Source organism: Brevundimonas sp. R86498, from assembly GCF_044598075.1.
Lineage (GTDB): Bacteria > Pseudomonadota > Alphaproteobacteria > Caulobacterales > Caulobacteraceae > Brevundimonas.
The window spans coordinates 568,775-582,013 of record NZ_CP139004.1 but is presented as its reverse complement, the minus strand read 5'-3'; the positions used below and the strand labels follow the sequence as shown (position 1 = coordinate 582,013).

The window sequence follows — 13,239 nt, the reverse complement described above, 5'->3', positions numbered from 1 at the left end:
CAAAACTACCTTGACCATAAATCCTGTGCCATTACGGAACCGGAGCAACGGGGCGACGTTGAGCGGCTGAACGAAAAGCATCGGCGCAAGACCGGCGCGTCCCGCGAATGAGATCAACGATTGGCAGCCGACATTTCCATGATCGATTCCCCTGACTCGCGGAAGACCTCCGCCGCGCCCGAAGCCGGTGCTGGTGAGGCCTCGCTCGAAGAGGCCCGACTGCGACAGCAGGCCATCGGCGTTAAGCTGCGTCACCTGTTCGATGAAGTGGTCAATGAGCCGGTCCCGGACGCCTTTCTGGAGATTCTGCGCCGCGCGGACGAACGCAAATCCAGCGAGGACAAGGCGTGAGCGGTGCCGGCAGATCGACAGCGCCCAAGCCCCCGTCGGCGGACGACGAGGGGTTCAAGCGAGAACTCGTGCAGTTGATCCCGCATCTGCGGGCCTTCGCCCGGACCCTGACCGGGGATCCGACGGCGGCCGACGACCTGGCCCAAGACGCGATGATGAAGGCCTGGGATGCCCGGGCCAGTTATCAGATGGGCACCAATATGAAGGCCTGGACCTTCATGATCCTGCGCAATCAATTCTATTCCGAGAAGCGCCGGTCCTGGCGCTCGACCCAGCTGGATCAGGAAGCCGCCGAGCGAACCCTGGTGGCCGTCGATGATCCGGAGGCGCCGGTGGCGCTGGACGAACTGCGTCAGGCCCTGAACACCCTGCCAGAAGAGCAGCGCGAAGCCCTGATCCTCGTGGGAGCCGGTGGCTTCGCCTATGAAGAAGCCGCAGAAATCTGCCAGTGCGCGGTCGGGACGGTCAAAAGTCGGGTCAGCCGGGCCCGCAAGGCTCTGCAGGCGACGCTGGAGCGGGGCGGCTATGGCCGCGATGGCCGTGCCGCCGGTGATGCCATGCGCTCGATTCTCGCAGACGCCGATCGTCTGAGCGGCGCACGGCAAGCCTGAGCGTGTCGCCTCCCCGGAACGGGCTCGCTACGCGTCCAGGCACGCGGATGTGGGGGCGTGGAAACGGGCCCCGCAGGGTACAGGGCATTCGCTTCAGGCTGGGTCTGGCGATGTTACTGGCCCTTCTGCCCATCCTTCTGCTGGGGGCCTTTGAAACCCTTGGCGAGTTCCGCCGGCAGGCGGAGGACCGCCGGCTGGATCTGCAGCAGGCCGCCGAGCGCACTGCCGCTGCCGCAGAGGCCCGTCTGTCGTCCGCGGCGGTCCTGCTCATAGTCCTCGCCCCGGAGCCAACGGGCCCGACCTGCCCGGCCCGGCTGTCGGCCCTGGTGGAGCGTCTCGACGGCTACGACGGGCTTTACCGCTTCAGCGCTGACGGCCAGGCCCTGTGCGCCTCCGGGACCCGCGCTGAGATTGCGCTTCCGGGGGTCACCACCACTCCATGGTTCCGCAGGATGGCCGGGGGCGAGGCGACGGTTCTGACCCGCGCGTCGGGAATCCTGAGCACGACACCGGCCCTGGTGCTCGGGGTCCGGCAACAGCAGCCGAACGGGGCTTTCGCGGGTGCGATGACGGCGACCCTTCCGCTCGAGAAACTTCAGCCGGACGTCACTGATCCGGCCCTCCCCCAAGGCACCGAGGCCGCTCTCACCGACCGCACCGGCCGCGTGCTTGTCGCCACGGATATCCGGGCCTTTTCGGGTCTCGATCCGGCGGGTCTGACGTCTTGGCTGGCGCGCGCCCGGGGGGGACAGGCCGCCGCCTTCAAGGCCCGCGATTCCCTTGGCGAACAGCGCGACTATGCCGCCGTCCCCCTCGTGGACCGGGACGTGTATGTCGTCATTTCGGCGCCGTCGCCCGGCCTGCTGTCCTGGGCCCGGCTCAATCCGATCGGGGTTCTGCTCCTGCCGCTGGCAGCGTGGGTCACCGCCTTCGGGGCCGTCATCCTGGTGTCCGAACGGATCGTCATCCGCTGGCTCGACTATCTGGAGCGCATCGCCGCCCTTTATACCCGTGGCCGCTATTCCGTCCGCCCCGTCCAGGCCGCCAATGCCCCGGCCGAGATCCGGGTCCTGGCCGAAACCCTGGATGAATTGGCCGAGGCCATCGCTGCACGCGACCGCTCCCTGAAGGAGAGCCTGTCCGAGAAGGACGCGCTGATGCGCGAAATCCATCACCGGGTGAAGAACAACCTCCAGATCATCTCCTCCCTCCTGTCGATGCAGCAACGGGCCCTGAAGGACGAGCCGGCGAAGGCAGCGCTGGGCGACACGCGCCAGCGTATCTCCGCCCTCGCCCTGATCTATCGCACCCTCTACCAGAGCGACGACATCCGCCACGCCGACGCGCGCGAGTTCATGACCGAACTCGTCGGCCAGCTCGTGGCCAGTGGAACCGGTCGGGGCCATGTCGTCAGCAGCTCGATCGACGCCGACAGCCTTGTCGTCGACCCGGACAAGCTCGCGCCGCTCGCCCTGTGGCTGGTCGAGGCGGTCACCAATGCCCAGAAGCACGCCTTCGCCGGCCGCGGCGGTACGCTTCAGGTGCGCTTCCGCGTTCATGGCGATACCAGTGTGCTGGAGGTCGAGGACGACGGGCCCGGGCCCGGCAGCGTCGACGGACAGGGCGTCGGCCGCACCCTGATGGGGGCCTTCGCCAAACAGCTGCGGGGCGAGGCCGAGCTGCTGCCGGCCCCCGGGGGCGGCACGATCGCCCGGATGGTGTTCGCCACGCCCGAGGCCGTGGCCCCGACCGACCCGGCCGATCTGCAGCCCGGCACGGCCGTCGTCACCCCCGGAACGCTCACCCGCTCTCCGCGTTGAACGGGCAGGCCGGGCCCCGGCCGTCTGTTTCAGGAGTTTCCCATGCGCAAGATCTTCGTTCTGTTCGCCGCCGCCGCCGCCCTCACCACGGCCGCCTGCAACACCGTCGCCGGTGCCGGACGCGACACCCAGGCCGTCGGCTCGGCCGTGACCGGTGCTGCGGAAGAAGCCAAGAACTAGGTCCGTCCTTCGGATCGGAACCGAACCCCGCCGGCGCGCCCGGCGGGGTTTTTTCTTGTCCGCCTTCCCCGCCGCCCGCTAGGCTTGGCCATGGCCCGCACAAGACGGTGCCCCGGGGGAGCCTATGACCGACCACAGCGGAACACCGTCCGGCGAAGTCACGCCCGGTGGCGGCAAGGGCGAGCCCGGCCTCACGACCGTGGTCGGGGCCTCGGCCGCCGGGACGGCGTTCGAATGGTATGACTTCTTCATTTTCGGCTCGCTGACGACCATCATCGCCCGGCATTTCTATGCCGACGTGGGAGAGGCCACGAGCTACATCCTGGCCCTCCTGACCTTCGGGGTGGGCTTTGTCGTCCGGCCGCTGGGGGCTTTGGTCTTCGGCTGGTTCGGGGACAAGACGGGCCGCAAGACCACCTTCCTCGTCACCATCACCCTGATGGGCGTGGCCACCGTCGCCATCGGCCTTCTGCCCGACTACGACCAGATCGGCATCGCCGCCCCCATCCTGCTGCTGTTCATGCGGGTCCTGCAGGGCTTTGCCCTGGGCGGCGAATACGGCGGGGCGGCCATCTATGTGGCCGAGCACGCCCCGGTGAAGCGGCGCGGCTTTCTGACCGGCTGGATCCAGACTACGGCCGCCATCGGCCTGATCATGGCCCTCAGCATCATCCTGATCACCCGCGCCATTCTGGGGACCGAGGCCTTCGACGAATGGGGCTGGCGGATCCCCTTCCTGCTGTCCTTCTTCCTGCTGGTCATCAGCCTGTGGATCCGGCTCAAGCTGCACGAGAGCCCGGCCTTCAAGCGGATGGTGGCCGAAAGCACCGAACGCCAGGCCCCGTTCCGCGAGAGCTTCGGCACCTGGAAGATCGGCAAGTTCGTCCTGATCGCCCTGGTCGGCATCATGTTCGCGCAAGGGGCCGTCTGGTACGCGGGCTATTTCTACACCCGCTTCTTCATGGAACGGGTGCTGAAGGTCGAGGTGGCCACGGTCGACCAGCTGATCCTGGCCGTGACCCTGGCGTCTGCCATCCTCTATGTCTTCTTCGGCTGGCTGTCGGATCGGGTGGGGCGAAAGCCCGTCATGATCGGCGGCATGGTGCTGTTCCTGCTGGCCGTCTTCCCCGGCTTCCACGCCCTGACCAACGCCGCCAACCCGGCCCTCGCCCGCGCTCAGGCCTCCGCCCCGGTCACCGTCGTCGCCGACCCTGCCACCTGCGCGGTCCAGTTCGATCCGGTCGGCAAGACCGCCTTCGCCTCGTCCTGCGACCTGGCCAAGAGCGTCCTGTCCAATGCCGGGGTCAGCTATGACAATGTCGCCGCCGCCGCCGGTACCCTGGCCGTCGTCCGCATCGGCGCGGTCGAGGTCGCCTCGCTGGAAGGCACCGGCCTCGACGCCCCCGCGCTCAAGGCGGCCCGGGCCGATGTCGACCGCCGTATCCGCGCGGCCCTGACGCAGGCGGGCTATCCCGCCTCGGCCGATCCGGCGGCGGTCAATCTGCCGGCCGTCTTCGCCATCCTGATGGTTTTCATCGTCGCCGCCACCGCCGTCTATGGCCCCCAGGCCGCGGCCCTGGTCGAGCTGTTCCCGACCCGGGTCCGCTACACCGCTATGAGCCTGCCCTACAACGTCGGCACCGGCTGGGTCGGCGGTCTCCTGCCCGCCGCCAGCTTCGCCCTCGTCGCCTGGTCGGGGAACATCTATTTCGGCCTCTGGTACGCGGTCGGCTTCACCGGCGTGGCCGCGATCGTCGCCCTGCTGTTCCTGCCCGAAACCCGCGGCCGCGACCTGAACACCATCGGCGACTGAGGCGTTAGATCACGACGGCCTTCTCCCTCCCCCTCGGGGGAGGGTGGTCGCGAAGCGACCGGGTGGGGGCGGCAAGGCAAAGCCCCCATATGTGTCGCCGAGCCCTCCCCACCCCGTCGATGCTCCGCATCGACGACCCTCCCCCGCAGGGGGAGGGAGAAGCCAAAGGACCGCCCCCATGAACACCGCCGCCCGCGACGCCGGTCTGAAGCTCCTGCGCGAGCACGCCTTCATCGCCGGAGAGGCCATCCCCGCCGGGGCGGACGGCATCGCCGTCGACGATCCCGCCACCGGCGAGATCCTCGGCCATGTCCCTGATCTCGGCACCACCGAGACCGAACGCGCCGTTCAGGCCGCCCATGACGCCTTTCCCGACTGGTCGCGCTCCGACCCGCATGCCCGCGCGAAATTCCTGCGCGACTGGGCCGCCCTGATCGACGCCAACACCGACGGCCTCGGGGCCCTGATGGCCCTGGAGAACGGCAAGCCGTTCGAGGAGGCGAAGGGCGAGGTCGCCTATGCCAACAGCTTCCTCAAATGGTTCGCCGGCGAGGCCGAACGCATTCTCGGCGAGACCCAGGACAGTCCGCTGGGCCATGTCATCCTGACCTTCCGCGAGGCGGTCGGCCCCTGCGCCCTCATCACCCCGTGGAACTTCCCGGCCGCCATGCTGACGCGCAAGCTCGGCCCCGCCTTCGCCGCCGGCTGCACCGCCGTGGTCAAGCCGGCCAGCCAGACCCCCTTCACCGCCATCGCCCTGGCCGAACTGGCCTATCAGGCTGGCCTGCCGAAGGGCGCACTCAGCGTCATCACCGGCGACGCCGCCACCATCGGCGGCGTCCTGACGGCCTCGCCCCTGATCCGCAAACTGTCCTTCACCGGCTCGACCCCGATCGGCCGCAAACTGGCCGAACAGTGCGCGCCCACCCTGAAGCGGGTGTCGATGGAGTTGGGCGGGGCCGCCCCCCTGATCGTGTTCGCGGACGCCGATCTGGACCTCGCCGTGGCCGAGACCATCAAGGGCAAGTTCAGGAACGCCGGCCAGACCTGCGTCTGTCCCAACCGGGTCTATGTCCAGGCCTCGGTCGCCGAGGCCTATGCGACGAAACTGGCGGAGGCGGTGGCGAAGATCCCCGTTGGCCCCGCCTTCGAGGACGGCGTCAAGGTTGGCCCCCTGATCGAGGACAAGGCCATCGCCAAGGTCGAGGACCACCTGCAGCGGGTCCAGGCCTCGGGCGGCCGCATCCTGACCGGCGGTGCCCGCCATGCGCTCGGGGGCCGCTTCTTCCAGCCGACCGTCACCCTCGGTGGCGACGACACCCTGTTCCGCCACGAAGAGACCTTCGGCCCCCTGATTCCCGTCTTCCCCTTCGACACGGAGGACGAGGTGCTGGCCAAGGCCAATGACTCGGAGTTCGGCCTCGCCTCCTATCTGTTCACCCGCGACCTCGATCGGGCCATGCGGATCGGCCGCCGGATCGAGGCGGGCATGATCGGCATCAACACCGGCCTGATCTCCACCGCCGTCGCCCCCTTCGGCGGCGTGAAACAGTCCGGCTATGGCCGCGAGGGCTCGGTCCACGGGATCGAGGAATATCTCGACATCAAACAGGTCACCCTGGCGCTGCGGTGACCCGCCGACGCCTCAAGCCGCTGGTCCTGCCGCTGGCCCTGCTGGTCGCGGGCGGGGTGACGGCGGGCCTTGCCGAGGCCACGGCCCGCTCGGCCGCGACGCTGACCCTCTACGGCACGGTGCGGATCGTCAGCGATCTGGTGCTCCTGATCGGGGCCGTGGGACTGGCGCTCGCCCTGATCGCGGTCATCGCCCGAAAGGACCGGCCGCGCCGTCGCTGACCTCGCGCCTGTAAAGAACTCTTGACTGCCGCGCCACACCCTGTAAAGAGCTCTTTACAGGGTGTGGCGGAGGACGGGTGCGCAATACTGTTCGTGAGCGGCGGGAGCAGAAGGGGTGGAGCCAGGGCGAACTGGCCCGCCGCCTCGGGGTCTCGCGCCAGACCATCAATGCGGTCGAGACGGACAAATATGACCCCAGCCTGCCGCTCGCCCTGCGCATGGCACGGCTCTTTGACGTGCCCGTGCCGCAACTCTTCATCGACGACTGGCAACCGGAGGACGTGACATGACTGCAACCAGGACCGCGAAGATCCGCAAGGCCCTGCTCGCCGGCGGCCTCGGGGCCATCAGCGGCGCCGCCGGCATGACGGCCTTCCTCACCCTCGGGCTCGATCCGGTCTGGGCCGACGGGGTCGGGGGCCGGGTCGCGGCGGGCGGCGTGGGGGTGGTCTATCTGGTCACCGGCCTGTTCATCCTGATGGGGATGGCCCTGCCCTCTCTCGGGGCGCGGATCCTGAATGTCTCGGACGTCGAGGAACTGCTGGAACAGCGCGCCATGCTGACTGGCAGCGCCGTGACCGTCCTTTCCTTCGGGACCATGCTGCTCTGTCTGGCCTGCTCCGGCCCGGGCGGCTTCGTGCCGGATCCTTTCGTCCTGGGCGCGATCGCAGGAGGCCTGATCGTCACGACGGTCGTCTCCGTGCGCCAGTGGCCGCTCTACGACGAGCTCTGGCGTCAGCTCTCGTGGGAGTGTTCGGCCTTCGGACTGGCCGTTCTGCTGCCCGTTCTCATCCTCTGGGGGACCGCTGTCCAGCTGGGCTATGCGGGGGCCATGGACCCGCTCGGCGTCATCGCCCTCGCGGCCGGATCGATCCTGGTGGGAGCCTATATCGCCACCGGCCGCCGCGGCCTTCTGGCGCTGAAGTAGGCGGTCAGGGGCGTGTGAATCGGGTGGTGGCCTCATCCGGGCGATAAGGGTTTTTTCGTCTCTGCGTTGATGGTTGCGCCCGAAAAAGCCTGCGATTTCAGCATCCTTCGTCAATCAAGGCCGCTCCCGCGTGCATCGCCGCCGTCGGGTTGATCATGGTCGCATGACCCAGCCCGCACCCCACCCCCGCCCCACCGCCGAAACCTGGGCCCTGGCCCGCGCCGACTTCCTGTCGGGATTGAGCGCCGCTGTCGTCGCCGAGCGCCATGGCATATCCGAACGACAGATCCGGCGCCGCGCCGCGAAGGAAGGCTGGCGCCGATCCGATTTCGAGCCGATGGGGATGGCCCCTACGCCGGCCTGGATGAAGCCGCCCCCGACCGCAGCGGAGGAGCGCGCCAATGATGATGCGCTGGAAGAGGTCGATGAGGCCGAGGCCGCGGCCCGGTTCGGACTGTTGTTCGAACCCAAACCCCGGAGCCTGCGGCGATACGCCTTTCGCCGGGCCTCGGAATCCGCCGCCATGGACCGCCCCCAGGTGGCCGTTTCGTGGATGCGGCTGGTCCAGCTGATCGACCGTTGCGGCGAGCGGATCGATGAGGAGGCGCACCCCTATCGCGAGGCCGACTACGTCAGGGCCGCCTATCTGCGCCGGCTGAATGAGCAGTATGGAGAGGACGGCGATCCGGACCTCAATCCTGACACGGCTCCGACAGGCTGAAATGTCAGGGTCCGTCACGGTGTTTTTTCGTCACCGTGACAAAACGCTCCCCCGATCCACACAAGATGTTGAGGTTGGGGATCGTTAACCATCAACCCGTAGCTTCGCCTGCGATTCTGAGGTTTACTGTCCCCTCGCTCCCCGTCACCCCCGCCCCGGTCCTTCGCCATGAACGCCCACGTCTCCATCACCCCCGCCCGCGCCGGCCTGCTGACCCCGTCGGCGGCCTACAAGCCGTTCCGCTATCCGTGGGCCTTCGACATGTGGAAGAAGCAGCAGCAGGTCCACTGGATGCCCGAAGAGGTGCCGCTGGGTGAGGACTGCAAGGACTGGGCAGCGAACCTGAACGACAAGGAGCGCAACCTGCTGACGCAGATCTTCCGCTTCTTCACCCAGTCGGACATCGAGGTCGCCGACAACTACATGGAAAAATACGGCCGGGTGTTCAAACCGACCGAGGTGAAGATGATGCTCTCATCCTTCGCCAATATGGAGACCATCCATATCGCGGCCTATGCGCTGCTGCTCGAGACGATCGGCATGCCCGAGAGCGAGTTCGGGGCCTTCATGGAATATGAGGCCATGCGCGACAAGCACAACTACATGGGCCAGTTCGGGGTCGAGACTGACGCCGACATCGCCCGGACGCTCGCCATGTTCGGCGGCTTCACCGAGGGGCTGCAGCTGTTCGCCTCCTTCGCCATGCTGATGAACTTCCCGCGCCAGAACAAGATGAAGGGCATGGGCCAGATCGTCAGCTGGTCGGTGCGCGACGAAAGCCTGCACTGCGACGGCATCATCAAGCTCTACCACGCCTTCAACAAGGAGACCGGCTGCGTCACGCCCTCGGTCGCCGACGACATCGTCGAATGCTGCCGCACCGTGGTGGGTCTGGAAGACAAGTTCATTGACCTGGCCTTCGAGGCCGGCGAGGTCCAGGGCATGACGCCCGAGGACATCAAACAGTACATCCGCTTCATCGCCGACTGGCGCCTGCGTCAGCTGAAACTGCCGGAGCTGTACGGCATCAAGGAAAATCCCCTGCCCTGGCTGCAGTCCCTGCTGTCGGGCGTCGAACACGCCAACTTCTTCGAGGCCCGCGCCACCGAATACTCCAAGGCCGCCACGACCGGCGCCTGGCACGGCGCCGACGGCGTCTGGGGCGAGTTCGACAAACTGATGGCCCGCCGCGACATGAGCATGGTCGCGGGGTGACGCAGTCCCCTTCTCCCCTTGCGGGAGAAGGTGGCAGCCCGAAGGGCTGACGGATGAGGGGTACGAGGACGCAAAGCGGATGTGTCCATCGGCCCTGACCGTCAGTACCGGGACTCACCCCTCATCCGACCTCGCCTGCGGCTCGGCCACCTTCTCCCGCAAGGGGAGAAGGGACGCTCATCCGGTCTTTGAAAACTGAATCCGGAAAGGCTCGCAACGGCGGAAACCGGCCCGCCGTGGTCACCGCATCCCAGTCGTAGCCCGTCGGAACCGGGGTCCCGGCGGCCACCAGACCATCCTCGATCAGGTCCTCCAGCGCCTGGGTGATCACAGCCTCCAGCGTGGGCCGGATCCGGCGCTCGATCGTCGGGGTCAGCCGCCTCGCCAGATTGCGCCGGAAGGTGCGGACCTCCCCGCGCCAATGCTGTTCGGACGCCCGATCCACGCCGAACTGGATCTTCAGCAGATGCAGGACGATCTGGTCCAGCAGGCTCTCGCAGGCGCGCTGCTCGGACTTGCCCAAATCCTCGATCTCCCCGGCGATATGCTCGCGGTCGATCGGACCCCCGCGTCGCAGGGCCAGCACCTGGGCCTCGCTCCAGGCGACAAGGTCAGTCTCGTACAGCGAGACGGCAGGCTTCAGGTCGTCGGCCATGGGCCAAAGCATACCACAGGTCCGCCCGCCTCGCGACGGGCCCCGCCGCCTACTCTTCCTCGGTGCTCTCGACCGCCGCCACCTCGATGGCCGTATCGGTGACCACGACGCCCTCGGGCGCGGCGGCAAGGCGGGTCAGGTCGCCCCCGGCGCGCAGGACATCCAGGGCGCGCTGCAGCTGGTAGTCGGCGTCCTCGTCATAGTCAGGCCCGGGGGCTTCGCGCGGCGTATGGGCCCCCTTGCGCTCGGCCCCGATCGAGGCGTCCAGCGCCGTGGCATAGGCGGCCTCGGAATAGATGAAGCTGGAGCGCGACACGATCCGCGCCTCGGCCTCGGTGCGGGCCACCTCCAGATCGGGCTCGATGCCGATCTTCTGGATCGAGGATCCGGACGGGGTGTAGTAGCGGGCCGTGGTGATCGACAGGGCCCCGTCGCGGCCGCCGCCCAGCGGGATGACGGTCTGGACAGAGCCCTTGCCGAAGCTGGTCAGGCCGACCAGCGTGGCCCGCTCCTGGTCCTTCAGCGCCCCGGCCACGATCTCGGACGCCGAGGCCGAGCCATAGTTGATCAGCACCACCAGCGGCAGGCCGCCGGTCAGGTCGCCGGGCCGGGCGGCATAGCGCTCGATCTGGTCGGGCTTCCTGCCCCGCTGGCTGACGATCTCGCCCCGCTCGAGGAAGGCGTCCGACACATCGATCGCCGCGGTCAGCAGCCCGCCGCCGTTGTTGCGCAGATCCAGGACAAAGCCCTTCACCGCCGGATTGTCGGCCCGGATCCTGGCGATCGCCTCGTTCAGCTCCCGGCCCGTGTTCTCGTTGAAGGTCGAGATGCGCAGATAGCCAAACTCGCCCTCCGCCCGGCCGGTGACCGACTGGACCTTGATCACCTCGCGGGTCAGGACCACGTCGCGCGGCTCCTCCCCGTCCCGCAGGAAGGTGACCGTGACCGAGGTGCCCATCGCTCCGCGCAGTTTCTCGGACACGTCCGAGACCGTCAGACCGGAGGCGTTCTGGCCATCGATGGCCGAGATCACATCCCCCGCCTGGACGCCGGCCCGGCTGGAGGGGCTGTCATCCATCGGCGAGATGACCTTCACCAGACCGCCCTCGGCCGTGATGGTCAGGCCGACACCCGAGTATTCGCCCGAGGTCCGCTCCTGCAGATCGGCGAACCCGTCCGGGGCCAGATAGTTGGAATGGGGATCCAGCGCGGTCATCATGCCCGCCAGTGCCGCCTCGATGAGCTTCTGGTTGTCGACCGGCACCACATAGGCCTGTTCGACGACGCCCAGCACATCGCCGAACAGCTGCAGCATCCGGAAAGTCTCGTTGCGCGGGGTCTGGCTGGCGACGGCCATGCCGCTGAGGCCCAGGGCCAGGACGGCCGCGCCGGCGAGGTGCAGTTTACGCATTCGGTCTCTTTCGGAGGCTACCCGTGGGGCAACCGGGGAGGTGGGTGCAGGATGTCACGCCACAATCGTGGCCACCCCGCGTCGATGGGATAAAATCAGCGTCATGCGGCCTTGGAAAGCGGTTTCGCCTCCCGCGCCCGCCCCGGCTCAGAAGTAGGGTGCGGGATCGACGGCGCGGTCCAGCCGGCGCAGCTCCAGATAGACCTCGCCCCCGCGCGCGGCCGAGCCCAGCGCCTGCCCGTCGGCGACCCGATCCCCCGGTTCGACCGCGGTCTCATCCAGCCCCGCCAGCACCGCGCGCCAGCCGCTGCCCAGATCGAGGATAACCACCTGGCCCCAGCCGCTCAGCGGGCCGGCGTGATCGACCCGCGCGTCTGCGGGGGCGGTGACCGCGCCTCCGGACGACCAGCGCCAGCCGGTGGAGCCATCGCCGTAGCGGGCCAGCGGTGCACCGGAGACCGGGGCTGACAGCCTGGCCCTTCCACCCGGCAGGCGGGACGCGAGGGCCTCGGCCGTCGTGCCCGCCGGTTCCGGCGTTCCCCCCAGCGCCCGGATGCGCGCCTCCAGCGCTGCGGCCGCCCGGTCGGCCCGCTCGGCCTCGGCCCCCAAGACCACCAGCAGGGCCGCGCGGCGGGCGGACAGGTCCTCGATCTCGGCGCGTCGGTCGCCCACGGCGCTTTCGGTGGTCAGCAATCGCTCGCTGGCCAGAACCGCCAGCCGGCGGATCCGCACGACCTCGGCTTGGCGCGCCGCCAGGGCCGCGCCGCGGCGCTGCATCTCGGGGGCCATGGCCTTCATCAGGATCGCCGCCCGCACGGTGTCGACCGCTTGATCCGCCGGGATCAGCAGCGGCGGCGGCGGGCGACGGCTCATCAGCTGCAGCGACGACAGCAACCGGCCGTGGCTGTCCCGGGCACGCGCCAGCTCCGCCACGATGACGGCCTCGCGCTGACCCAGCTCGGCCAGACGCCGCCGCTGCGCGCTCAGCTGGGCGTCGTCGGCGGTCTGATCGCGGCGCAGGCCGGCCAGCTCACGCTCCAGCGCTTCCAGCTCGGTCCGGGCATCCCGCGCATCGGCCCGCAGACGCCGTCCCCGGATCTGCTCGTCGCGGTACTCCGCCTGAAGCTGGCGCAGGTCGTCCTGCACCCGGGCCGTCGCGGCCGGGGCGGCCAGGGCCAGAAGCAGGATCAGGAGCGCGGTACGGTTCATCAATCGCGATGATAGGGTGATCCGGCCAGGATCGTCACCGCTCGATAGAGCTGCTCGGCCAGCATCGCCCGGGCCAGGGCATGCGGCCAGGTCTGCGGCCCGAACGCAAGCGTCGAGCCGGCCGCCTCAAGCACGGTCGGATCCAGACCGTCGGCCCCGCCGATGGCGAACACCAGCCGCCGCTCGCCCCGGTCCCGCAGCATCGCGATATGGTCGGCGAAGGCGCGGCTGCCAAAGGTCCGGCCGCGCTCGTCGCAGGCGATCAGATGGGACCCTTCGGCCGCAGCCAGCAGAAGCCCGGCCTCCGGGACCTTGCCCGGCTTGCGCGGCTCCAGATCGATCAGGTCCAGCGGGCCGAGACCGAGGACGCGGCCAGCCGCCGTGGCGCGGGCCGCATAGTCCAGGGCGAGTGCCGCCTCAGGTCCCCGACCCGGCTTGCCGATCGCGGCGATCGAGAGCTTCACACCCGCA

General features: G+C 68.7%; 15 protein-coding genes. 11 read left to right on the top strand and 4 right to left on the bottom strand.

The features are described from left to right. The first annotated feature begins 138 nt into the window (after positions 1–138). The 11 genes from SJY26_RS02900 (at position 139) to SJY26_RS02850 (ending at position 9,493) form a co-directional block, all read left to right on the top strand. Positions 139–351 (top strand): NepR family anti-sigma factor, encoded by a 213-nt coding sequence (locus SJY26_RS02900; protein WP_396594659.1) that lies wholly within the window; start codon positions 139–141, stop codon positions 349–351. After that, positions 348–962, top strand: a complete 615-nt coding sequence (locus SJY26_RS02895) for a sigma-70 family RNA polymerase sigma factor (RefSeq protein WP_396594658.1) — start codon at positions 348–350, stop codon at positions 960–962. Before SJY26_RS02900 ends, SJY26_RS02895 begins: the two co-directional genes overlap by 4 nt. A 110-nt stretch (positions 963–1,072) precedes the next feature. Further along, complete coding sequence (locus tag SJY26_RS02890; RefSeq protein WP_396594657.1) at positions 1,073–2,782, top strand: sensor histidine kinase; 1,710 nt, start codon at positions 1,073–1,075, stop codon at positions 2,780–2,782. 42 nt (positions 2,783–2,824) lie between these two features. Beyond that, positions 2,825–2,962 (top strand): entericidin A/B family lipoprotein, encoded by a 138-nt coding sequence (locus tag SJY26_RS02885; RefSeq protein WP_396594656.1) that lies wholly within the window; start codon positions 2,825–2,827, stop codon positions 2,960–2,962. Positions 2,963–3,086: 124 nt separating this feature from the next. Continuing rightward, positions 3,087–4,775 (top strand): MFS transporter, encoded by a 1,689-nt coding sequence (locus SJY26_RS02880; RefSeq protein WP_396594655.1) that lies wholly within the window; start codon positions 3,087–3,089, stop codon positions 4,773–4,775. Positions 4,776–4,953: 178 nt separating this feature from the next. Further along, positions 4,954–6,408, top strand: coding sequence for an NAD-dependent succinate-semialdehyde dehydrogenase (locus tag SJY26_RS02875; protein ID WP_396594654.1), 1,455 nt, complete (start codon positions 4,954–4,956; stop codon positions 6,406–6,408). Beyond that, a complete protein-coding gene (locus SJY26_RS02870; RefSeq protein WP_396594653.1) occupies positions 6,405–6,629 on the top strand; it encodes a hypothetical protein in 225 nt (74 codons plus the stop codon). The genes SJY26_RS02875 and SJY26_RS02870 overlap by 4 nt, the downstream gene beginning before the upstream one ends. A gap of 77 nt (positions 6,630–6,706) precedes the next feature. Then, on the top strand, positions 6,707–6,919 hold the full coding sequence (locus SJY26_RS02865) for a helix-turn-helix transcriptional regulator (protein WP_396594652.1): 213 nt from the start codon (positions 6,707–6,709) through the stop codon (positions 6,917–6,919). After that, on the top strand, positions 6,916–7,557 hold the full coding sequence (locus SJY26_RS02860) for a hypothetical protein (RefSeq protein ID WP_396594651.1): 642 nt from the start codon (positions 6,916–6,918) through the stop codon (positions 7,555–7,557). The genes SJY26_RS02865 and SJY26_RS02860 overlap by 4 nt, the downstream gene beginning before the upstream one ends. Positions 7,558–7,720: 163 nt before the next feature. Beyond that, a complete protein-coding gene (locus SJY26_RS02855; protein WP_396594650.1) occupies positions 7,721–8,278 on the top strand; it encodes a hypothetical protein in 558 nt (185 codons plus the stop codon). Between the two features lie 168 nt (positions 8,279–8,446). Further along, positions 8,447–9,493: a ribonucleotide-diphosphate reductase subunit beta gene (locus SJY26_RS02850; protein ID WP_305637755.1), complete on the top strand. Its 1,047-nt coding sequence runs from the start codon at positions 8,447–8,449 to the stop codon at positions 9,491–9,493. A 121-nt stretch (positions 9,494–9,614) separates the two neighbouring features. On the opposite strand, the gene SJY26_RS02845 is transcribed toward SJY26_RS02850, so the two are convergent. From SJY26_RS02845 to rlmH, 4 genes are all read right to left on the bottom strand, one after another. Next, positions 9,615–10,148, bottom strand: a complete 534-nt coding sequence (locus SJY26_RS02845; RefSeq protein WP_396594649.1) for a DUF29 domain-containing protein — start codon at positions 10,146–10,148, stop codon at positions 9,615–9,617. Between the two features lie 49 nt (positions 10,149–10,197). Further along, positions 10,198–11,559, bottom strand: coding sequence for a S41 family peptidase (locus tag SJY26_RS02840; RefSeq protein WP_396594648.1), 1,362 nt, complete (start codon positions 11,557–11,559; stop codon positions 10,198–10,200). Between the two features lie 147 nt (positions 11,560–11,706). After that, positions 11,707–12,768 (bottom strand): murein hydrolase activator EnvC family protein, encoded by a 1,062-nt coding sequence (locus tag SJY26_RS02835; protein ID WP_396594647.1) that lies wholly within the window; start codon positions 12,766–12,768, stop codon positions 11,707–11,709. After that, positions 12,768–13,232, bottom strand: coding sequence for a 23S rRNA (pseudouridine(1915)-N(3))-methyltransferase RlmH (gene rlmH, locus SJY26_RS02830; RefSeq protein ID WP_396594646.1), 465 nt, complete (start codon positions 13,230–13,232; stop codon positions 12,768–12,770). Before rlmH ends, SJY26_RS02835 begins: the two co-directional genes overlap by 1 nt. Positions 13,233–13,239: the final 7 nt, after the last annotated feature.